The sequence below is a fragment of the Brucella sp. NBRC 14130 genome, from assembly GCF_040371715.1.
Taxonomy (GTDB): Bacteria; Pseudomonadota; Alphaproteobacteria; order Rhizobiales; family Rhizobiaceae; genus Brucella; species Brucella intermedia.
Genome location: NZ_BAABTE010000015.1, coordinates 74,967 through 95,601, shown reverse-complemented (window position 1 = coordinate 95,601; position 20,635 = coordinate 74,967). Strand labels below are relative to the sequence as shown.

Sequence of the window (20,635 nt, the reverse complement as noted above, 5' to 3'; positions counted from 1 at the left end):
AACACGAGATGAGAGCCACGGGATCGAGCCAAACCCCAAAAACGGTGTAAAATGGGCTGAATTTGGCAGGAAATCCGCACACAACCGGAGCGGGCGCGAAAATAATTGATAAAAATAGCAAAAACCGGTTGATTTAGTAAAAATTACATGATATAATTATAGACTGTGTGACAGAATTACAACAGCACGGCCTATTTTTATATATAACTACACCGGTGTAGTTATATATAAAAATAGGCCGTGCTGTTGTAATTCTGTCACACAGTCTATAATTATATCATGTAATTTTTACTAAATCAACCGGTTTTTGCTATTTTTATCAATTATTTTCGCGCCCGCTCCGGTTGTGTGCGGATTTCCTGCCAAATTCAGCCCATTTTACACCGTTTTTGGGGTTTGGCTCGATCCCGTGGCTCTCATCTCGTGTTTCATCTCCTTTCATGTGCTCAATATGCCTGTAATTTCCTCATAGGTCAAGCCTAAAATCGCATTTTTATCAAAAATATTTCACCCCCCTCGCCATTAATTTTTATTTTAATGCTTGACGGCCTTTGTCCTGTCAGGGTAATGTAATTTTATCAAAAATGAGGACTTTTCCAATGCCCCGTTTCTGGCTTGACCTCGCGACCGATGTCGCTTCCTTCCTTTCCATGCTGGCCTTCCTTTCCGCCTTTGGCTTCTGGCTGGCCGTGCTCTTCGATTGAGGTGTTCCCCATGAGCGTCCGCAATGCTTGGGCTATGATCTGCGCGAACTCCGCCTGCGGTTCTGATGATGAACTCGACATCGCTGCGACCATCTGGGTGCGCTTAGTCGAGGACGGCACCGACGCGGACGAAGCTTCTTGCCATGACCACGAATGGACGGACGAGAGCCAATGTTGCTGCCGTTCCTGTGGCTGGGCTGGCACCGTCTCCGAGGCCGAAGCCGCCTATCAAGCTAGTCTCACGACACGCCGCCGCAAGGCCAGCAGCAAGCCTCACTGATCAACATGAAGGGCCACCGCCAATGAAACCCTCACCCCCCACCGTCATTGACGTATTCGACCATTCCAGCGGCTTAGGAGGCACGTTTACTGTCTCGATCCTCGAAGAGCTGCCAGATAGATCGATCCGCGTCCGCGTCTGGTATGGACGCGCCACATCATCCGGCTGGGAGCCGTGGCCTGATTGGGATGGCTATCAGTTCACAACAACACGCGACCGCCTGCAAAATGCTCGGCGGATGGAGTTAGTTCGTGTCGCTCGCTAATCTGGGCTGCTATACTTCCCCGGCCTCTTCATCAAGCCCCAACGCCTTGCGCACAAGTCGCCGAACCGCTTCTGGGCGGCCCGGTGCGTCTGGTTGCCTCGCGGCAAATGCGTCCAGCTCACCCAGCATGGTTCGATCCATCCGAACATTGACCGCCTCCGTGTCAACGGGCGGCCTGCCCGGTCCAACATTCGCCTTGGGTCGGGTTCGAGGACGACGACTATTTTTAGCGCTAATTATTGACATCCTTCATTTATAGCGCTATTTATTAATCCTGACAAGCCTGCACAATCTGACAGCCAAGATCATGAAAACGTTCACTCTGAAAAAGCCCTATACCGCACGCCATGCTGTGACCATTGGCGACTTGGAGCGCCTCGCCGGCATCGAGCAATCCCATGACGCTCGTTTCGCCTTCTGGGTCCAATTCGCCCCGCTTAAAGACGGGGCATTCGACGCCGGCAGAGCCGAGCTGTACAGACGAATCGAAACTCGCTCGCAGGGCGACAACGAAGGTGACACGCCATGAAAAAACTCTCCAAGCAGGACATCGCCCGACGCGATGCTATCATCAGGAAGCTTGCAGACGCCGCTTTACGCCTTGCGGCGGAGCACGAAGCTCTCTCTGATGCCGTGGAAAAGTTCAATGGGCGGATCGATGAGTACAACGAGCAGCTTGAAGAGGCGCGCGGCTTCGCCGAGGACATGGTTTCAGAGATGGACAACTATATGTCAGAGCGCTCCGAACGCTGGCAGGACGGGGACACCGGACAAGCCTACTCTGACTGGAAATCCGAATGGGAGAACGTCGAGCTTGACGAGCTGGAGCATGTGGAGGTTCCCGAACTCCCCTCTACCGACCACGGCGATGCGCTAGAACAAGCGCCGGAAGAGCCAAATGTCTAAATCGACCCGAAACACCACCGGATACATCATAGAAGTCAGCGGGTCGCCCGGCTCTGGCAAGGCGCACATAACGTTTTCGAGCGGTGCGACCAGCGAGGACATCGAGTGCGCGCAGTTCTTCATGAAGATGCAGGACGAAGGCAAATCCATCGCCGAGGCGAGAGCCTATGCGAAGATCGGCCCAATGCTCGCTCCGCACGTTGACTGGACCGAGATCAATCGCGTCCTTGAGACGTTCTGACCCGCTAAATCCGACACAGCACGGAGATCAACAAGATGCTCACGACCCTCGAAATAGTAACCCGCAAGACAGCCGAAGGCGACATTTACGAAGCCACCCGCGATGACGCTCGCTCCCCTTGGGAAATCTGTTTCCCCACTGGTCAGGAACGGTTCTACGGCAGCAAATCCGAAGTGTCGTCAGAGATTGGCCGGATCATGAAAGCCCATGGGGCTGTTCCCGTGGCCAACTGATGCTCGGATATGACCGATGACCCGTGAACAGATGATTGAAGCGATCCGCGCCGTCCCTGACGCCAATTTCCAGTCGGAAATCGCGCATCGCATGGGGATTGATGATCGAGAGTACGAGTACGACGAGTTGTCCGCGATCCTCGATCTTGAAGACCGTATTGAGACCGCCATCTCCGATAAGGACGCGACGAAAGATGACCGCTCCGCTCTTCGCTTCGCCCGGCAGACCTTGATCAAGATCGGCTACTACAGGGTCATGCCAGCCGACGAAATCGAGAATACTTGGACCAGCAGCGGGCGTAGCCCTTGGACATTCAAGCTAGGCGGGGTCGCATACACTGAAAACGAGGATTTCCCGGAACCGCAATTCCCCGGCGATGACGACGCCGATCCCAACGAACGCCCGGAGTGATCATGGCTACGAAAGAAGACAAGGAACGCAAAGCCATGAGGATTTCCGACTTCACGGACGAGCGCATTTCCGAGGTTCGTAGCGGTCGTTCACCGCTCACACAGGAAGAACGCGGGTTCCTCATCCGAGACACGCCGACCTTCGAGGAATGCGCAGAGACGGCGGACGATCTCGCCAAGATGACCGACGCCGATCTTATGGCCACCGCCTACGGTGTGTGGGCCGACTACGCATCTTGCCTGTGAAATGAACAGACGCCCGGTCCTTGCCGTCCTCGCCGCTCTTCTATGCACTCCTACACAGGCAGGTGAGCCGGCATGGCCTCTCTGCCATGGCGGCCGACGCGTGACGTGCGTTGTGGATGGCGACACCTTCTGGAAAGATGGTGTCAAATATCGCCTGTTAGACATCGACGCCCCGGAATCGTCATACGACAAGGCACGCTGCGGCAACGAGCGCGAGCGCGCTGCCGAGGCGACACAGCTTCTCCAGCGCCTGTTGCGATCAGGGATCGCGTCGATGCGCCTGCACGGTCAGGATCGTTATGGCCGGAACCTCGTGACCATCGATACCAGCCTTGGCAATGTATCGACTGTCCTGCTCAACGCCGAGCTGGCGGTTCCATTCGGCGATAAACGCCTCACCCAGCGTTGGTGTAGGCTGGGGAGGCAATAGCGGTGATCGGAACGATGATTGTGATCGAATCGGACGGTCGGCGCAGAGAACACGTCTTGCGAAGCACTCCGCCTTTGGCTGACCTTCAAAGGGCCGTGGGCGGAGACCTTCAACTTGTCCCCGCATTCCGCCGCGTAGCGCATGCCAGCGGCATGCAGAAGTGCTTTGTGCTCTGCAATGAGCACGGGAAAAATATGAACCTGCCGGTCAACCTCGAAGCTAATAGGCTGTGGCAGCTTTCGGCTGGAGAGCCGCTTGATGATATTCTGGTTGGGCCGGTCGTAATTCTCTTCGGTGATGCCGAGTTCATGGCCGCATTGTAGGGGATGGCCCTCAGTAATGAAACGCGCGCCGCTCTTCGAGCTGCGCCACCTTGTCGATGGAGAGATCGTAGACCTCCATGATCCGCTGCATGTTCTTGTCGTCATAGTCTGCCGCGATCTCGCGTGACGACTCGCCGGGCTTCACGTAAACCGGGTAATCCTCATAGCTGAACGTGTCACACACTACGATCATGTGCGTGGCCCCCAGCGCAGAGCCTCGCTCAAACCACTCACTGATTTCTGCCTTGCTCGTCACCAACATTCACCTGTCGATTTAGAAGAGATCGAGGACATGGCCGTAGCGCCGTGCTCGCTCTTCCGCCATCTCATCAAAGCAGCCCTCTGCGAGCCATTCGCGCTCTTCTGACGCCTCTTCACGTGTCACGCCGAAGGTCCACTTATGAAGCCCCCACGGGCTATCAACTGCCGGCACGTGCCCTTCCTCGATTCCGCAATACAAACACCACACAACCGTTCGCTCAAAGCCAAACGGCGCTGCGGCGTTGCGACCGCATCTCGCACAGGAACAACCAAACCCTTCGCCCCTGCGCACAGCGGCGTCCCCGCTGTGAGCATAAAAGTCTGGCAGCGATGAAACTAGCTTCAACATCCTACTCGGACGCACCCATGAACCGCCTCCCTTCATCGGTCCAATCGAGAGACGTTCGACTGCCTCGAAGAGAGCCGCCCAAGGTGGCTGGGTTTACGATCCTGACAAGATTGTAATCGACCAGAACGCGGAGCCGCCGCCACGGAAGGTCGATTTCCTCGCCCCGCGCTATGGTCGCCATGTCTTCGGCGGCTTGGTCCGCTGCCACTCCTGCGAGTTTGGGCAGCTCGTTGCCGAGATGGCCATCAGGGCGATCCGCCGCCGCGTATTCCGCTGCGATCTCGCCGAGTGCTCGTATTGCATCTTCTCTCGACGCCTGCCCCTGCACGAGCACACTCCACAGCATGTCCTTTAGCGTCTCGATGCCCAGCTTCGGCTTATGGACTATGATCGACATCGCGTCGTTCCCCTAGTTCTTCCACCAGCGCGAGCAGCACATCGCCATGGCATGGCTGCGGCGCGCAGAAACAAACAAGATCGCGGCCCCGCAGCTCGTGCAGCGAGGCCATCAATTCCGGCTTTGTCCTGATCCAGCGTCGGTACTTCGCTATGACGGTATCCCGGTCCCCGTCACGCCCTATGACGAACGGATTCCCCCATTTGCTCGGCCGGCCGATATAGACCTGCGTTGCAGTCGTCTCTCGGCTGGCCTCGCGCACATGCCTTACCTTTGCCATCAGACGCTTCCCGCTCCGGCCTAGAACGGGATTTCGTCATCCAACTCGCGGAACTCGTTTCTGTCGTCGTCGTAATCCTCTTGCGACGATTGCTTGCCCTCCTGCTCTTTCCGGGCACCATCCATGATCTGCAATTCGCCTTTATAGGGTTGCAGCACGATCTCGGTGGTATAGCGATCCTGCCCCTTTTCGTCCTGCCACTTGCGGGTCTGCAACTGCCCCTCGATGTAGACCTTGTTGCCCTTCTTGACGTACTGCTCGGCGATTTTCGTGATCCTCTCGTTGAAGATCACGACATTGTGCCACTCGGTTCTTTCCTTGCGTTCGCCGGTAGTCTTGTCACGCCACGTCTCCCCGGTCGCGATGCGAAGCCGCGCCACCGGTTTTCCGTCATTCAGTCGTCTGACCTCCGGGTCAGCTCCCAGATAGCCGACCAGAGTCACCTTGTTCACTGTTCCCGCCATCGCAGGCTCCTTTCCCGTTTCAAACGATTACAAAACCGCATGCCGTTTCATTGTCATTTATGCTGATATTGTCAGTTCTGACAAGTATGGATTTCGAAACGTGGAATAGGGCGCGGATCGCGCTTATAGTGGGTCGTTTTCCAACCGCCTGACAGGATCACAACAATGCCCCCAAAGAAGAAAATCCCGTCACCGCAGAGGCCGCGCGCACAGTACAGCTATGTGCAGGAAGTGTGGTCTCTGATCGCCATGACCATCGTACTGCTGATTGCGGCCAGCATGTACCTCGCACTCTTCCACGTCGAGCTGAACGAGGCCAAGAGTATCACCGTCGCCACGATGCTGGCGATCTTGGGAGTAATGATCGGGTACTTTGCCCGGTCCCGCAAAAAGTTCATCGACAAGCTCTGATCGACTGTTCGAGGACCATTTTTTGTTAGAAGCTCCCCTAGCATGAGCAGTGCTCCCGCTAGGGTTGCTTCGTTCACCGTTGATAATTTTTAGCGCTAACAATTGACATCCTCCATTTATAGCGCTAGTTAATACAGGAAGCAGATCACCAGCTACCCGGAGGGGGTAAGATGCAAAAAGGCGACACCGTATTCTACAGCACTGGCAGCGCCGATGTTCGTGCTCGTGTCGAGCGCATGCACCGCGACGACAGTGTGACCGTGACCGCCCTCTTCTACGTGGACAGCGATGGCGAGGACGTGCCGGGCTATCTCGGCTTCAAGTACCGCATGTGGGCCGACGATGTGCGTCCGGCTGCGGTCAATTAGAACGGGGGCTACCATGAACAGGATCGACATCCGCAGCACCGTGAAATGTGACGGCCTGCGGGCGCGTGTAAAACGTGAGGTTTTTGCCGCCGCGACTGCACCGGCCGGTCCAGATCGCGATGCTTCCTTGGCCTACTGGCATGCCCGTCAGCGCAATATGGATCGCGTCTACTACGCAAACCGCCTCTTCGAGAATAGGCATCCAACGAAGGAAGAACGCGCTTTCGCCCGCGAAATGGCGAAAGTTGGAAACTGGTACGACAGCGCCGAAGCTCGCGCCGAGCGCCGGCAGTTGGGGACGGCCGATTAGTCCCTGCAAAACAGCTTGGAGACCCACAATGGAAATGTCCGCTGCTGCTCTTCCGCCTCGCCAACCGCTCGTGACCGAGAGGGATCGGGCGGACCCGCTTTTCCCCGAATATGCGCGCTACTGCGCTTCCATGAACAGCTTGCTGGTCGAAGCGTCAGCCTTCTCCGACTGGAAATTCCAGAGGGAACAGAACGCGATCCGCGACACCGCCGCTCAGCATCCACTCTACCCCGATTTCGTAGCGTGGATGCGCAAAACGAAGGCGGGCCGCCGTTCCTGCCCGGCAGGTGTTTTCCCTGACAATTTCAATTTCTGGCTTACTGGTGGCCGCTGGTAAGCTTTGGAGGCGACAATGCCCGATCTAGAACCGACTCTGACCTATCGCCCCGACTATTACGTCAGAAAGCGGGACGGTCGCCGCGTCAAGGCTGGCGACTGGTCCGATGGAACAGTGTCATGGATACTCGACCCGCTCGCTATCGTCTGGCACGGCTACGCTGCGGGCACTTGCTCCGCACAGACCTTCGAGCGGAACCATATCCGCGTCGAGTCCAACTAGGTTAGGGATGCACCTTCAAGGAGACGATCATGACCCGTGAGCGCGCGAAGATCGCTGGCGAGATCGTCGGCAACGGCGTAGCAGTTGTCGGTGAGACGCTGGCAGACGCCCTCAACGTGGATACTTGGACGCAGATGGCCGACACGATACCCCCACGTACACCGGAACAGGAGGCCACGGCGCGACGACAGCTCGAAGAATGGGAGCGCAGCGTCAAAGCCAATCCACCCAAGAAGATCGCGTAGCTCAGGAGAAATACGATGAACACGACCCTAGACTATTGGCTCCGCTATAGCGGACTTGTCATGTCTGGCATGCTCGCGCTGGCGCGCTTCTTATGCGATCATTTTCCCTTACCAATGGCAGTGGCTATTACCTGTTCGCTGCCTATTGCTCTCTATTTTTCGGTTCCGTTTGTCCTGTTCAAACTGATCGCCGTTGCGATACTTGCGCCGTTCTTCACCTACCTCGTGATCGGACTTTCAAGCAGCGCTTGACGGCGGCACTTTGAGACGTACCGATGTTTTTTAGACGCCGACAGCCCCATGAACGGATCGTCGCTGCGGCGGTTCGGCTTGATGATTTGATCGTTAGCCAACCGCCGCCCGCGCGGCACAATTCTCTTCTGACAACCATCCATCGCGTCACGGGCCAGTTGGTCACACCCGACCAGCAGGGCTTTCTCACCAGTGCCGGCCGCTTCGTTTCGCGGCACGACGCCCGCGAAATCGCCATCGCGGCCAAACAGGTCGATGGCGACTGCATGCTGTTGACCAGCGAGCAACTATGGTGATGGCTCGTCTAATCGAAGCCCGGCCCGCTTGAGCGTTGAATGGTCTGCTGTGCCCCTGCGCTCCGCTCCACCGCAGACTTCACCCGCGACAGCTCTTCGACAAAGCCTTGGTAGGCTTCCGGCATCGCGCCGAGTTCATCATTGAATCTCGCAAGCCGGTCTCCGTCATAGGGCCGACAATCTTCCAGATCGCGGGCGAGCTGGCGTGCGACCTCTCTCCCCTCCTGCACCACGTTCGACCACGACACGAGAACGTTGCCTTGGATGCGCGCCGCATCCCGCAGCGCCTCGAAGCGAGATTCCTGCGGCTCCGCCGTGCTCGACGCCTTCTGTACCGCTGCAAGGCCGGGCTTGATCTGCTCTACGATCTTCGCGCGCTCGGCCGAGAGCCATCCCATCGCGTCTCCATATGCCTTCTCGGCCAGAATACGGGCCATTCCGGGCGTTAGCTCCGGGCGTGGGCGTTGTGTCCCCGGCACGACGACAGCCGCGCCAGCGGTCCCCTCTGGCTCTTCTATGAGGATGTAATGCGTTCCCCTACCAACGCCTTCGACGCGAAGCACGCCGCGCTTCACCAGCTCTTCAAGATCGCGGCCGGCCGTCGCGGTGGAACTCTTTGTGATCTTCGACCACTTCTCGGTTGTAACCTTGCCCTCGAAGCCGTCGAAAATCCGACCGATCATCTTGATCTGGCGATCATTGAACCCGCCCCTGTGGTGCTCCCAGAACCGGGTCTGCCGCAGGACGTTATCGAGCACCAAGGACGTGCTATCAATCGACTTTTCGAGGCAATCGAGAAAGAACCGGTTCCATTCGGTCAGATCGGTGCGCGGGTACTTCGTCGTCGCCTCAAGCGCTGCGTAGTAGCCCTTTTGCTCCTTTTTGAGCTGGGTGGACATGCTGTAGAAACGCATCGAGTTGTAGTCCGCTCGCGCGAGCGCGAGATCGCAGATGTTGCGCGTGATCCGTCCGTTGCCGTCATCGAACGGATGGATCGCCACAAACCAGAGATGGGCCACCGACGCTTTCATCAAAGGATCGGCCGACGACCGATCCTCGAACCAACTTTGGAAACGCTCGACCTCCTGCGGAACCTGCGAAGCAGGCGGAGCGACATAGTAGATGCGCTCCCGGCCGGCAGGACCGTCCTGCACGGTCATAGGTCCGAGCTTGTCGTCGCGCCACTTCCCGACCGTAAGCGGCCGACCCCATTCGTCTCGGCCGGTCGGGAACAGTGCGGCGTGCCACTGAAACAGCCGCTCATCCGACAGGCGCTCGTTCGGATTTAGAGCAGCGTCGAGCGCGATGTGCACGACGCCCTCGACGTTCCTGTCCGCCATTACCGGCTTTTCATAGGAGATACCCAAGCGACGGGCGACGGATGATCGAACCGCCTCCGGGTCGAGCACCTGGCCCTCGATCTCCGAAGATTTCACAATGTCGCTCGTGAGCGTGTCCATAAGCATCTTTTCGCGCTGCTTGAAGCCGAGCGCTTCAACACGACCGCCTATGTTGCCCTGCTTGTGACGGATGCGCTGAAGCTTTTCAGCGATGCCGGTCTCATCCCAGCGGAAATTCGGCCAGTCTTGAGCCTGCCATATGTACTCGACCATCATCGTGTCCTGATGTGCAAAGGGACCATTTGCGCATCATATAATGATGTGTAATTATATTGAAAGCCCCTCGTCGGGTTTTCGCCTCACTTTTTGAGGGGTAAACATCGGTTTTTCCCCTCATCGCTCTTTAGCACCTACTGGAGATCGCCGGTACAACGGCGCGCCAGATTGGTCGCGAATACGAGCATCGCCTAGCGACTGGACGCACGGAACAATGAACGACAGAACGGTCGATGAACACGAAGAAGGCGTTGTAGCGCTCAACTACTGCGCTCACGCGATTGAAGATTTAAAGCTCCTTCTGTCGAGAACCCAGCCGGCGTTCGTCCAGTCCAAGCAGGCCATAAATGCCATAATCGGCCTGTTGCAGAACTCGGTGAAATTCATCCTGCCGAACTGCGGCATGCTGCTGGACGTAGACTCCTTCTCTCAAGCACATTTGGACCTGTTTCGCCTCCCCTATCCAGTCGTGGCGCTGGAGATACCGTGGAAGACAGAGAGGCCCATAGAAACCCTTGGCGGGATCAAGCAGGTAACGGCTTCCCGCCGAATAGCGCTTTGCTGGGAACCGGAGGCTACGCCCGCTGCGCTTCGGGCCGTGGGTCTGAACTCCATTCTCGACCGGGCACCGCAAGGCGGTGTTTTTGTTCTGCCTGTGGCATGGTTCGATGACCATTCGATGTGGACGGCAGGCTTAGGTGGCTCGTTCATCCCGTACGATAATACCTTCACCCCGGTTGATGCCGACACACCGACCAACAGCCTGTCCAACCGGGCCTATGAGGCGCTGAAAGAGGCTGGCCTGATCGGCAAGAAGGTCCAGAAATTCGACAGTGAGCCTTTCATCATACAGCCGGAACACTTTGACACCATGTACGGTCATAACAGGGACGAGGGCTTTTTCTCGATCTCAAGCGACTCCCGCGACGAGGTATTGGCACTGATGCAGGCATGCGCCGTCTTGAACTGCGAGAACGTGGCGACGGCCGAGATCGGCGCTAACCCGAAGTTGAACAAGGCGAGGATCGCCAAGGGAAAGCAGCCGTTTTTCTCCTACAAAGTGCTCACGTTGTCAGGCGAGCGGCCGAGCGCCCAACCCGGCGACGGATCAGGCGGCGGAACGCACGCCTCGCCCCGCATGCACCTGCGGCGAGGGCATATCCGTAGGCTTGAGCACAAGGCCGTTTGGGTGCGGGCGGCCGTGGTGGGAGCGGCATCGAGCGGCGTTGCCAAGAAAGACTATGCCGTTCGGCCCTTGCGATCATGAAACACTCCGGAGCCGGCATCGCGGGCCGCCCCTTGTTCGTAAGCCGGCCGCTCTTCGACTATAGCGGCCTTCTCGAATGGGCTGCGCATGAAGGCTTTCGCGAGCCGATCCCGGCCGCAGCTCTCCACGTGACAGTCGCACTCAGCCGCGAGCCGATCCGGCAACCGCTCCCTGAATGCGATAATGGCGATCTCATCGTTCGAAAAGGTCGGCGACTTGTCTGCCGGTTTGGAGGCGTGGCCGTGCTGACTTTCAGTTGCAGGGAATTGAGCCGCCGCCATGCTCAGTTTCGCCGGGCCGGCGCGAGCTGGGATTACCCCACCTACCGACCCCACATTACCTTCGCGATTGACGATGACCGAGACTTGTCACGCATCTCACCATATCGCGGCCCCCTCCATTTCGGACCGGAATCCTACAAGGAGCCGTTCGATGACTATGCGTGGTCAGAACTTCCGGCGAGGACGCCGACCTAACCCCTACAATCGTGGTCCGGCTGTCCAGTTCTGCGGGCGATCCGGGCGCTGATTGGGCAGCGGCGGTTCCGGCACGCCGCGCAACACCGCGTCGGCGCGGCCTTGAATGTCTTCCTTGATCGCGTCCAGTAGCGGTGTGTCGTCGATGCGGTGACGGGCTTCCTCCCGCAAGCTCTCGACGGCCGACGATATGCGGGTCGCCATTTCATCCAGCTTGCGCAGGACGTGTGAAGCCGGCATGCCAATATCGTTCGCGAACTCGACCCAATGATCGCGGGTGATGTTCGGCCTGTAGTCCTCCCGCGCCACCGGGTTGTCGGACCCGCGCTTGCGGCCGACGCCCATCGCCATGCGCGGCATGATGCTCTGATAGTGCTTCGCAAGGCACGCTTGGTTGTTGAGATCGTAGAGTGGCGACAGCCCCATTTCGCCTCTCGGCGTGTAGCGGATCGAGTAGTTCTTTCCGTGAGCGTCGGGGTTGCCGCTTAGGTATTGAAACAGCGCCCTGTCCAGCATGCCCGCCTGATCCACGGCGGGGCTGTGCATATAGCGCATCAACCCGGCAAAGTCGCGCCATGATGGTCCGCCCCGGTTCTCGTACTTGAACTCTGGATGGACCCCCATCGCCTGACACAAGTCTTCCTGATGGACCCTGTGAAGCGTCGAGCGGCCATCGGCCTTGATCTGCTGTCGGCGGTCGTACCTGCCGATGCGCATATACACGATGTCTTCGGCCTGATGGAGCGACGACTTCGGCACGCTGATGTTGCAGGCTTTCGCCAGCCGCAGACAGAAATGCTCCGTGCGGATGGAATCCGGCAAGAGAGGAATGTCTATCTTGAGGATATGCGATGACGGGAACCCATTGACTGGCAGCGCGACAGCGCCTCCCGTCACCACCACAGCCATCTTGGCCTGTGCGCCAGCCAAGGATATGCGAGTGCCGACATCCGGGTCATCCATGAGGGGTGCTCTGGGCAGGTTGCGCAGCCGCTCCGCAAGCTCCGCCTCGTCCATTTTCAGGAGGCCCGGCCGCTCGCGGATCGCGGCATACTTGTCGGCCGCGTCCGTGAACACCACCGCACCGGCACAATCGCGCCCAATGGCGCGCAGCAGCTCGAAATAGTCGTTGGCGTCCTCTCTACCGAACAGACGCGCTATCTCGCGCCTATGGGCCTCAGAATCGGGCAGGAGGCCCGCTAGAAAGGCTGTGGTCTCCCTTGGCCCGTATTCTCGTTTTGTGATGGGCAGGGAGATCGACAGAGCATGTCCCTTGCCGGCCTGCGCCGCTGCGATCCAGCCCTCGTCGTAGATCAGCACCGGGCCGTCATGGGTCTTCTCCAGCACGCCCACCTGCTGATCGTAGAGCTTTATGTCCAGACGTTCGACCATGGGCTACCGGCCGATCTCGATGTCGTCCGGCAATTCGTCGCCTATCTCATATTCCGGTTCGTCCGACTGTTCCTCTTCCATGTCATCGAAGGTGCCCGGCCGTGGCTCTTCCACGTTGCGTCCTACGATCCCTTGGAGCGCGGCCGTGCGCTCACCGACGAGCGAAAGACCAACAGCGCTCGCAACGGCGAGGGCGAACGATAGAGGCGCGTCTACGCCGTCTTCGAGCGCCTTGATCTGGTGACGGGTCGCGCCTACGGCATTACCCACCTGCTCGCGGGTCAAGCCCAGCGCCTCCCGGCGATTCCTGATCTGCTCGCATAGGGCGATCTGGTCCCCGGAGATAGGCAAGACGACCGACGCATTGCGGGTGCCGAGCTGTGCAAGCCACTCTTCGCGCTGCTCGATGCTCATAAGCTCCCACGCGACAACCAGCGCCGCGATGTAGCGCGGCGGCTCTCCCTTTTCACCATAGAACCCCCGGAGTTGCTGGCTCACGACAATCGGCTGACTTCCGGTGATCTGCGCAAGCGTCTTCTGTTGCAGGCCCGTGGCGCGCGCGCGCGCCTGCCACGGCGACAGGGTTCTTTCCTTACGGATCGGCGGCTTTTCCGCTTCTGACATTGATATAGCTGACCTATATTGACAACGGTTTCGGTTTCAGACATCAATATATGTAACCTATATCGCTAACACCAACAAGGTAGCTCTCGAAATGACACATTGGATGCGGTCTCTTCCCGAAGTCGATCAGGCTTTCATTGACCAATACGTTGTTCCCCTCGAAGAGCTTTACCTAGAACGAGATCGCATTCGCGATCAGATCACGAGGCTGGAGACCAAGGCTCACATCGCCGCCACCGAAAGATGGCCTGACGCTATTATCTCCTTCCAGCGCTGCTTGGCCGCAGCGGCGTGACGCCCTTCTCCCAAGCCTGACTAGCCCGGTTCGCCGGGCTTTTTTTTGACTTTATTTTCGGCCCAGCCGGCAAAAGAAAAGGCCCCGGATTCCGGGGCCTTTTTCGTCCGCTGCACGTCCCTGTTAGCCGCCGCTGCCAAGGCCGATATTCTGGACCCAACCTACGAAAATGCCGACAATTCCGATGACGCCAGCAATGCACGCGGCCATGAACGACCGGCCCGCGTTGTTGCGGCTCTGCTCGTTGTTCGTCGCTTCCCACCACTGGTAAAGCGAATAACCGGCGAACAAGAGGCTTAGAGCGCTCGCGCCATAGAGCGCGACACCTGCCAGATTCTCAAAGCCCGACTTCGCCGAGTCAGGGTTCAGTCGCGAGTTCTGCGCGGCCGACTGTGCCTGTTTCTGAAATTCCAGCGGCGCTTTCGGGTCGGCCTGCGCCAACACTTCCACTGCCCCCGACAGATAAACCGAGCCGAAGGCGAGTGCCCCCAGATACACATCGCGGGCCTTCCGGGCCGCCATCATGACGCTATTCTTCATGCCCTTGCTCCTTCGCAAACCAGCGCCGACACCATCTCTTCGGCTGATACCCCATCTCAAAACGTTTTACAACGATAACAGCTACGATTTTATAGTCGTTGCTGCTGTTATATCCCTATTCCGCTGCCTGCGGCAATGGCTGCGCCATGTCAAGTTTCATGATTTCGTCCACCACGGCCGAAGCCAGAGACTTGTCGCTCGCGCGCGTCCTGCGCCTTGCCATATCTTCCCAGAATGGCAACGCGGTCCCCTCCGGGAACCGGCGCGCCAGAAGATCTAGTGCTCGCTCGAAACTGACGCGAGAATACAGCTCATCGCGCACCGCGCGATCCTCTGCTTTGGTCGAAAGCGCCCACAAGAGGCGGATGCCAAGGGCATTGTTGAAGATCACCCAGCGCTGTTCGTCGTTGCGAAGCTTGTACATCGCAAGCACGTTCGCGCCCTTGGACGGGTCGGTCTTATCCGGGCCGTTCACGTGGCGCATCAACGCCTCGTCCACGGCCTCCGTACCACCCATCGTTTTCATGATCTGCTCGCGCGATTCCGCCGAGTCAGAATTGAGGACGAAAACCGTGCTCGCAATGGCTGTCAGCGTGTTGAAGTCGGGCAGCTTCTGGCTGACCAACACGACTTCAAGGTTCCACTTGCGGCCTGTGCGGCAGTCCGCTTCGACCACCCGGTTGATGTAGTCCACGTTCCCGGTGAGATGATATTCGTCCATCATCAGGCGTTTCGGGGTTTCCGCGATCAACGTGAACTGGCGGGTCCAATAGTCGTTGTAGATACGCAGCAAATCGGGATCGGACTTCGGGAACGTCATCGCCGGCAGATCGTCCCGGTGCCCGGCGATCTTTGCGATGAATATCTGCCGCGTCGCCAAGAACATGAGGGTGTTCTTACGCATGACCTCTTCACTGGTCGCGGTGGACACCAAGTCCTGCAAGTCAACAGCCATCACACGGGCCGGCCCCGTGTCGAGGCGCGTATGTGACGTGAACATCGGATACTGCGACTCGATTGATTCCAGATGCCGTTGCAGGTTCTCGATCATGCGCGGGTCGAAATCGACCTTCATCTGCGGATCGGCGATGACGGTCGCAATGTCCTTCATGCGGGGCACGGCGTAGCGCTGGGCACGCTGCGCCATCTTGAAGTTACCACGGCGCATGAACTCGTCTACCAGCGTCCAGTAGCGGGTTTTTTCGCTAAGCTCGATGCCGGCCGCGCGGGCCGCGTCGTTCAGATCGGGATCGACGTTGGCCTGCCAGCGGTTCGGCTTCGAATCCATCGAGATGTCGGACTTGATCTCGTAGATGCGCCCGATGATGCGGGTAATGAGCTGCGGCAGCAGCTCGTCCTTCATCGGGATAGCCGTCATCAGGAAATTATGGATAAACACCTGCTCGCGGTCGAGCGGCGCACGGCAACCCAGCGATATTTCGAAGGGGTTGACGGCATACTCGACCGTGTTCTGCGGGCGGATGTACATGACCTCGCCCTGCCGCTCTGCCGGGAGCAGCGCGCGCAGCAAGTTCATGCAGCCCGACGACGACACGCCAACGTCCGCGACCATAAGAAACGGCATTTCGCTGCCGGACCTGTAGGCGCACAGATCGAAGTTCATTCGGTTCGTCAGAACCGACTTGCCCGAACCCATGCCGGCAGAAACAAGCGTCAGCCACGCCGGCTGCTCCGGGGCGAATGCCCTATGAGGCATGAGATTGCCATCCAGCGACGTGAACAGGCTGTCTCCGCTGTCGAAGATCGGCGCAGTCCTGTGGAACGGCATGATGACCGAAAGGTCTGAAATCGGGGCCAGTGTGCCGCGCCAGCTCTTCGCCGTCGCGGTCATGCCCGCCACTGTCTCGGTGAGCGTCCGGGCCGGATCGGACGGGCTGTCCGACACCGTGCAGTCTCCCCATGACTGGATCGCACTCATGAGCGACGAGGCGCGGCGCGGCAGCTCTTCCTCGCGCTCCCCCGGCTCGATCCACGTGGTCGCGACGATATTTGCTCGCACCACGGCCTCTTCGTCCGAGTTAAGCGCATCGTTGATGACCCGCAGGTTTTTGCCGAGCAGCTTCGTCGTGCCATTCATGATGCCGAGAAGCTGCGCAAAAACCTGACGCATCTTGATCTTGCTCTTGTCGTTCTGGTTGAGCGCTTCGAGATGCAGGGTAATCCGATAGGGTTGTTTGCTCCGATTGAGCCTGTTGATCAGGATGTTGAACGGCCGCAGGTTCTTCGGGAACCTAAGCACCTGACAAACTGAAAACTGGCGCGTGCCCCATGCGATCCGACGCATGTCGGGTGCAATTGTGGGCGCTGACGACAGGATTTGCTTGGCGAGCGGCTGCGCGAAGAAATCCGACACATCGCTATCGAAACGGCCCTTCATGGGCGGATACTTGACCGCGCCGGCCTCGTGAGGCACCCAATCGTCCGGCGTCTCGTGGTAAAGTATCCCCTGACGGATAGCAGCGATGTCAGCACGCGCTCCGTGCTCGTCGGGGCCAATGACCTTCGCCACCACATTACAGCGCCCCAGCGTCTCCATAAATGCCGATACAAACGCCCTGTGGGGAGCATCCAGCGCCTTGAACTCCAGATAGGGGTTCATGGCCGACTTCATCGCCGGCAGTTCGAGGACCGCCTTATCCCGTTCCCTCTTCTGGGTCATGATCTCGCGGTTGTTCGCTGCCTGTGGCCGAGAGACCAAGGCGCACACAATCCGCTCGTTTAGGGCGCGTTTCAGGAGAACCGCGCGCGTCTCTTCAAGCACCGTATCGACGCGCAACTGTTTCAGCTCCGCGTTGTGGCGCTGCCGCGCAAGGTGCCTGTCGATCACCTGCTCGGCATTGTAGGAGCTTTCGTAGCTGATGATGATGTTGTGGCCGGCTGACTTCATGATCTGCGCCATCTCGGCCGCAAATCTGTTGATCATCGCGTTCACATACTCGTCGTCAGAAACAATCGATTTCGTGCCCATGATCTCGACCAGTGTGACATCCGATCCATCATGGGCGAACAGGACCGGCCGCGGATTCTCGGCGTCGAACCCGCCGAGATCGCAAAACTGGTCAGCAAATCTGTTCATGGCCGTCATGCGCCCTCCTTTCCTGCCTCGACGGCGTAGAGCCAGTCCGGCAGGGTCACTTCCTTGCTGATACCCTCAAGGGTCGTTTCATAGTGCACCGACCCGAAGCTGTTGATGACATTCTCACGCTGTTTCAGCGTTGTATCGAATGCAGCCGCCAAGGCGGCACTACCGTTGGCCTTTTCCAGCGCCTTGCCAATTAGCCCCCGCACGTTCGGGCGGCCGTCCAGCTCCGGGGTAAATACGATGCGTCTCGCCTTTGGGTCTTCTTTCCCTGCCATAGCGAGCCTCAATTCATCGTTGGCCCGTAGCCGGGCCTATGGTCGTACTGGTGGCGGCGGTCGCGGTCGCGGCGTTCGTCGTGCTCGAAGCGCTCCCGAAGCGTTTCTATGCGCTCCGCTGTCTCCCTCATCTCGGGTAGCGGCGTTTGAAGAGCAGCGCTGATTTTCAGACGCGGTGCTTCCGCGTGAGGACCAGTGCCCGACAGCCGGCCCTCCAGCCGCTTCATGATCTGCGGTCCCGTTTTCTGTTGCAGCGTGGCCCATGCCACCTTCATGTGCTCGCTGTAGGTGGCGGCGTCACCGAGGGCTTGGGCGCGAGCGCTCATCGGCCGGGTGACATCCTGCGCTGCGTTAGCAGCCTGCTGCGCCTTTGCCGCGAGCTGCTTGATCGCGGCCATCTCCTTCGCAAGCCGCTGCTCGGCCTCTTCCTGCGCCAGCACGGCTTCCACGCGCGCCGTGCCCGGCGTCAATTCGTTGCGGCGGCCGGATTTAGTGCCCATCGCCAAGCGACGTTCATTCTCGACAATTGCGGACACAGACGAAACGGTCTGCATCCGCTGCTGGAACGAAACGTCCTGCACGCTCCCATAAGCCTTGAGTGTCCGTTCGATTGCATCCTTGGCGGCGGCGCGGCTCTCCAGCCCCTTCACTTTGAGTGTGAGCTTAGGGTCAACCGACTTGTAGGGCTGACCATCGCGATCCACGATACGGAAGGCGAGCGCCTGCCGTTCCATGAATGAGAAATTCCGCTCGACCTTGGCCGTCGCCTTTGCAATGGCCTCTTGATAGCCGGGCTTGATAACCTTCTCCATTGCCTCATTCGCCGTCATACGGCCATGCAGGACTGCATTTGATGCGTCCACCAGCGACCTTTTCATGCCGGCGTCCTCGCACCACTGATCGGCCACGTTCACCATTCGGTGCACCCTGTCGGTGGGAGCGAAAATGTTCCCTTCGATCCATGCCCGGTGCAGCCCTATCTCGAAGAAATCCGACAGCCGATTTTCCCTGCCGTTCGGCTCTACCAGCTTCATGTCGCACGGCAGACGATGTGCCGCAGGGAAATCGCGCTGCGCGCGCTTGTCCTGCACCTGCGCACCGGTTGCTTCGAAGTTAGCCGCTTCCGGGAGAATCCCATAAGCTCGTGCCTGCTCGATCAACGCCAGCACCGCATAACTTTGCTGCAACCGGGCTTCCGCATGCCGTTCCAGCGCGCCAAGCGGAATGCTGTCGGCCGTCCTTGTCACGTCGCTGTACAGCTCATCGAACAACGCTTGTGGATCAGGATCGCTTTGGAATATCTCCCGACCGTTGCGGCGCTGCGAATACCGAAGCTGCTGCTCGGCCGTGTGACCGATCTGGATGGGCGCTTCGGGAGTGCCGGGCACCGGCTGGGCGGCGGCGTGGCGCGCAGCGAGCGACACGATGTTGTCGGCCAGCCGTTTAGCCTCTTCGTTAGCCGACACTTCGGCCGCTCGATCAGCTTCGCGCACATACCCCTTCGGCGGCGTGATAAGATCGGTCGCCCGATCCCACTCCGCCGATGCCGCCGCAGCGTGAGCCGGCGAGCGCGCAGCGAATGTCTCAAACGCCTCTTTTGCAGCTTCGACTTCCTTGCGTCCGCGATCTCGCATGGTCGGATCGTCAGAGTACGGATAGTTGAAATCGGTGCGGGCGAACTGGTGCCGAAGCGCTTCGACCTCCGATGCTTCAACTGCCGCTGACGACGACACCGCATACCGAAGCTGCTGCTCGGCCGTGTGGCCGATCTGGATAGGGTTTGCCGCACTGCCCGGCGTTGCATCTGTGCCCGGCGTACTGCTACGCGCCATCGCGGAGGCCGTGCCCCACGCATCGGCGCGGTCACTCGTGTAATAGGCCACCGCCTCCGAACGTTCGCGAGAGAGATTAGGCTGCGTAATCCGATATTCATCTTCGCGCTTGCTGATCGTCAGGCCAAGAGCACGAACTGCGGCGAACAGCGCCTTGTCGTTGCTCGTCGGATTTACGGTCTCTCGAAGCCCGGATCGCGCGATGTCGGCCGTCATCTTTGCGGCCACGATCCGATCTTCAAGACGGCTCCACTCCTGCGGACTTGGCGGATTGCCCTGACCGTACGCCTTGCGCATGGCGTCCCGGTCGTCCAGCACGGCCATATAGCCGGCCTCCGCCTCCAACCATTCGCTCAAACCCGGATTGAGCGCTCGATCCTCGAAAATCATCCCAGCATTGGCCTCTGACGCTGCCTGCCGGCGTTCCTCAAAGCCGGCACGCGCCAGATTGAAAAGTTCCCTACGGTAGTCTTCCTCCGCAGTTGTAAGCGCCTCTATCTGGCGCGCGCCAAGATTGCCCGCCTTGACGGCCGCCGCGTCGATCTCGTCCACCAGTCGTGGCGCTGTGGCATGCTGTTGCGACAGCGACACGATGCTGTCGGCCAGCCGTTGAGCTTCCCGGTTGCGCTGACCCTCGATCAGCGCTTCACTAAAATGGGCTGACAGTTCGGCGTCCGCCGCGACCATCGCTTTCAGCGCGGGATGATCTGCTTTCAGCAATGAGCGGACGCGCTCTGTTGTCCGTTCCAACGACCGTTCCGCGCGAGCAAGGGCCGTCCTTTGCTGTTTAAGATCGTCTTCGGAACTGTAATACCCGCCGTCCGGCTGTTGCTGGGGATCAGGGCGTTCCAGCTCGCTGACCCAGCGCCCTGCGGCTTCCATCGCCGCCAAGGCGTCCTCGGCCTCGTCTACCGCCCTCTGGCCGTATTGAGTGACGAGGTTTTCATAATCCTGCTCCGACCAGTCCGCCATGTCAGTGCGCCC

At 58.9% G+C, this 20,635-nt stretch carries 31 protein-coding genes; 19 read left to right on the top strand and 12 right to left on the bottom strand.

Annotated features, from left to right (window positions below; genetic code table 11):
- The first annotated feature begins 714 nt into the window (after positions 1 to 714).
- From ABWW28_RS23155 to ABWW28_RS23115, 9 genes are all read left to right on the top strand, one after another.
- Positions 715 to 984: a hypothetical protein gene (locus ABWW28_RS23155; protein WP_353392448.1), complete on the top strand. Its 270-nt coding sequence runs from the start codon at positions 715 to 717 to the stop codon at positions 982 to 984.
- 572 nt (positions 985 to 1,556) lie between these two features.
- On the top strand, positions 1,557 to 1,778 hold the full coding sequence (locus tag ABWW28_RS23150) for a hypothetical protein (RefSeq protein ID WP_353392446.1): 222 nt from the start codon (positions 1,557 to 1,559) through the stop codon (positions 1,776 to 1,778).
- A complete protein-coding gene (locus tag ABWW28_RS23145; protein WP_353392444.1) occupies positions 1,775 to 2,155 on the top strand; it encodes a hypothetical protein in 381 nt (126 codons plus the stop codon). Before ABWW28_RS23150 ends, ABWW28_RS23145 begins: the two co-directional genes overlap by 4 nt.
- A complete protein-coding gene (locus tag ABWW28_RS23140) occupies positions 2,148 to 2,396 on the top strand; it encodes a hypothetical protein (protein ID WP_353392442.1) in 249 nt (82 codons plus the stop codon). Before ABWW28_RS23145 ends, ABWW28_RS23140 begins: the two co-directional genes overlap by 8 nt.
- Before the next feature lie 35 nt (positions 2,397 to 2,431).
- Positions 2,432 to 2,629: a hypothetical protein gene (locus tag ABWW28_RS23135; protein ID WP_353392440.1), complete on the top strand. Its 198-nt coding sequence runs from the start codon at positions 2,432 to 2,434 to the stop codon at positions 2,627 to 2,629.
- A gap of 16 nt (positions 2,630 to 2,645) precedes the next feature.
- Complete coding sequence (locus tag ABWW28_RS23130) at positions 2,646 to 3,041, top strand: hypothetical protein (RefSeq protein ID WP_353392438.1); 396 nt, start codon at positions 2,646 to 2,648, stop codon at positions 3,039 to 3,041.
- A 2-nt stretch (positions 3,042 to 3,043) separates the two neighbouring features.
- Entirely contained in the window at positions 3,044 to 3,286 is a 243-nt protein-coding gene (locus ABWW28_RS23125; RefSeq protein WP_353392436.1) for an RNA-binding protein, read from the top strand.
- Positions 3,287 to 3,386: 100 nt separating this feature from the next.
- A complete protein-coding gene (locus ABWW28_RS23120; RefSeq protein ID WP_353392434.1) occupies positions 3,387 to 3,716 on the top strand; it encodes a thermonuclease family protein in 330 nt (109 codons plus the stop codon).
- 2 nt (positions 3,717 to 3,718) lie between these two features.
- Complete coding sequence (locus tag ABWW28_RS23115) at positions 3,719 to 4,039, top strand: DUF3846 domain-containing protein (RefSeq protein WP_353392432.1); 321 nt, start codon at positions 3,719 to 3,721, stop codon at positions 4,037 to 4,039.
- 10 nt (positions 4,040 to 4,049) lie between these two features.
- On the opposite strand, the gene ABWW28_RS23110 is transcribed toward ABWW28_RS23115, so the two are convergent.
- The 5 genes from ABWW28_RS23110 to ssb form a co-directional block, all read right to left on the bottom strand.
- Positions 4,050 to 4,232 (bottom strand): hypothetical protein, encoded by a 183-nt coding sequence (locus ABWW28_RS23110; protein ID WP_353392430.1) that lies wholly within the window; start codon positions 4,230 to 4,232, stop codon positions 4,050 to 4,052.
- 81 nt (positions 4,233 to 4,313) lie between these two features.
- Positions 4,314 to 4,472: a hypothetical protein gene (locus ABWW28_RS23105; RefSeq protein WP_353392428.1), complete on the bottom strand. Its 159-nt coding sequence runs from the start codon at positions 4,470 to 4,472 to the stop codon at positions 4,314 to 4,316.
- A gap of 178 nt (positions 4,473 to 4,650) precedes the next feature.
- On the bottom strand, positions 4,651 to 5,046 hold the full coding sequence (locus ABWW28_RS23100; protein ID WP_353392426.1) for a hypothetical protein: 396 nt from the start codon (positions 5,044 to 5,046) through the stop codon (positions 4,651 to 4,653).
- The gene (locus tag ABWW28_RS23095) at positions 5,027 to 5,326 is read right to left on the bottom strand and encodes a DUF4326 domain-containing protein (RefSeq protein WP_353392424.1); all 300 of its coding nucleotides are present in this window, start codon (positions 5,324 to 5,326) and stop codon (positions 5,027 to 5,029) included. The genes ABWW28_RS23100 and ABWW28_RS23095 overlap by 20 nt, the downstream gene beginning before the upstream one ends.
- 20 nt (positions 5,327 to 5,346) lie before the next feature.
- Positions 5,347 to 5,790, bottom strand: coding sequence for a single-stranded DNA-binding protein (gene ssb, locus ABWW28_RS23090; RefSeq protein WP_353392422.1), 444 nt, complete (start codon positions 5,788 to 5,790; stop codon positions 5,347 to 5,349).
- 165 nt (positions 5,791 to 5,955) lie between these two features.
- Between ssb and ABWW28_RS23085 the strand changes: the two genes are divergently transcribed.
- The 8 genes from ABWW28_RS23085 (at position 5,956) to ABWW28_RS23050 (ending at position 8,231) form a co-directional block, all read left to right on the top strand.
- Complete coding sequence (locus ABWW28_RS23085; protein WP_353392420.1) at positions 5,956 to 6,201, top strand: hypothetical protein; 246 nt, start codon at positions 5,956 to 5,958, stop codon at positions 6,199 to 6,201.
- Between the two features lie 170 nt (positions 6,202 to 6,371).
- Positions 6,372 to 6,569 carry a hypothetical protein gene (locus tag ABWW28_RS23080; protein ID WP_353392418.1) on the top strand — a complete coding sequence of 66 codons (198 nt, stop codon included), beginning with the start codon at positions 6,372 to 6,374 and terminating at the stop codon, positions 6,567 to 6,569.
- A 13-nt stretch (positions 6,570 to 6,582) separates the two neighbouring features.
- Entirely contained in the window at positions 6,583 to 6,879 is a 297-nt protein-coding gene (locus ABWW28_RS23075) for a hypothetical protein (protein WP_353392416.1), read from the top strand.
- Positions 6,880 to 6,907: 28 nt separating this feature from the next.
- On the top strand, positions 6,908 to 7,216 hold the full coding sequence (locus ABWW28_RS23070) for a hypothetical protein (protein WP_353392414.1): 309 nt from the start codon (positions 6,908 to 6,910) through the stop codon (positions 7,214 to 7,216).
- 15 nt (positions 7,217 to 7,231) lie between these two features.
- Positions 7,232 to 7,438 carry a hypothetical protein gene (locus ABWW28_RS23065; protein ID WP_353392412.1) on the top strand — a complete coding sequence of 69 codons (207 nt, stop codon included), beginning with the start codon at positions 7,232 to 7,234 and terminating at the stop codon, positions 7,436 to 7,438.
- A gap of 29 nt (positions 7,439 to 7,467) precedes the next feature.
- On the top strand, positions 7,468 to 7,683 hold the full coding sequence (locus ABWW28_RS23060; protein WP_353392410.1) for a hypothetical protein: 216 nt from the start codon (positions 7,468 to 7,470) through the stop codon (positions 7,681 to 7,683).
- A gap of 15 nt (positions 7,684 to 7,698) precedes the next feature.
- Entirely contained in the window at positions 7,699 to 7,935 is a 237-nt protein-coding gene (locus tag ABWW28_RS23055) for a hypothetical protein (RefSeq protein WP_353392408.1), read from the top strand.
- A gap of 23 nt (positions 7,936 to 7,958) precedes the next feature.
- Positions 7,959 to 8,231 carry a Y16D family protein gene (locus ABWW28_RS23050; protein ID WP_353392406.1) on the top strand — a complete coding sequence of 91 codons (273 nt, stop codon included), beginning with the start codon at positions 7,959 to 7,961 and terminating at the stop codon, positions 8,229 to 8,231.
- 8 nt (positions 8,232 to 8,239) lie between these two features.
- Here the strand turns inward: ABWW28_RS23050 and ABWW28_RS23045 are convergent, their stop codons facing one another.
- Entirely contained in the window at positions 8,240 to 9,844 is a 1,605-nt protein-coding gene (locus ABWW28_RS23045) for a Fic family protein (RefSeq protein WP_353392404.1), read from the bottom strand.
- Positions 9,845 to 10,061: 217 nt separating this feature from the next.
- On the opposite strand from ABWW28_RS23045, the gene ABWW28_RS23040 reads away from it, so the two are divergent.
- Complete coding sequence (locus ABWW28_RS23040) at positions 10,062 to 11,114, top strand: hypothetical protein (protein WP_353392403.1); 1,053 nt, start codon at positions 10,062 to 10,064, stop codon at positions 11,112 to 11,114.
- The gene (locus ABWW28_RS23035) at positions 11,111 to 11,590 is read left to right on the top strand and encodes a phage prohead protein (protein ID WP_353392401.1); all 480 of its coding nucleotides are present in this window, start codon (positions 11,111 to 11,113) and stop codon (positions 11,588 to 11,590) included. Before ABWW28_RS23040 ends, ABWW28_RS23035 begins: the two co-directional genes overlap by 4 nt.
- A 3-nt stretch (positions 11,591 to 11,593) precedes the next feature.
- Here ABWW28_RS23035 and ABWW28_RS23030 read toward each other — a convergent pair whose 3' ends face one another.
- The 6 genes from ABWW28_RS23030 to ABWW28_RS23005 all read right to left on the bottom strand — a co-directional run bounded on the left by ABWW28_RS23030 (position 11,594) and on the right by ABWW28_RS23005 (position 20,623).
- Positions 11,594 to 12,982, bottom strand: a complete 1,389-nt coding sequence (locus ABWW28_RS23030) for a type II toxin-antitoxin system HipA family toxin (protein ID WP_353392399.1) — start codon at positions 12,980 to 12,982, stop codon at positions 11,594 to 11,596.
- Between the two features lie 3 nt (positions 12,983 to 12,985).
- Positions 12,986 to 13,606, bottom strand: a complete 621-nt coding sequence (locus tag ABWW28_RS23025; RefSeq protein WP_353392397.1) for a helix-turn-helix domain-containing protein — start codon at positions 13,604 to 13,606, stop codon at positions 12,986 to 12,988.
- Positions 13,607 to 14,024: 418 nt separating this feature from the next.
- Positions 14,025 to 14,441, bottom strand: coding sequence for a hypothetical protein (locus ABWW28_RS23020; RefSeq protein ID WP_353392396.1), 417 nt, complete (start codon positions 14,439 to 14,441; stop codon positions 14,025 to 14,027).
- 115 nt (positions 14,442 to 14,556) lie between these two features.
- Positions 14,557 to 17,547, bottom strand: coding sequence for a putative type IV secretion/conjugal transfer ATPase (locus ABWW28_RS23015; protein WP_353392395.1), 2,991 nt, complete (start codon positions 17,545 to 17,547; stop codon positions 14,557 to 14,559).
- Entirely contained in the window at positions 17,544 to 17,819 is a 276-nt protein-coding gene (locus tag ABWW28_RS23010; RefSeq protein WP_353392394.1) for a hypothetical protein, read from the bottom strand. Before ABWW28_RS23010 ends, ABWW28_RS23015 begins: the two co-directional genes overlap by 4 nt.
- A gap of 8 nt (positions 17,820 to 17,827) precedes the next feature.
- Positions 17,828 to 20,623: a hypothetical protein gene (locus tag ABWW28_RS23005; RefSeq protein ID WP_353392392.1), complete on the bottom strand. Its 2,796-nt coding sequence runs from the start codon at positions 20,621 to 20,623 to the stop codon at positions 17,828 to 17,830.
- Positions 20,624 to 20,635 lie beyond the last annotated feature (12 nt).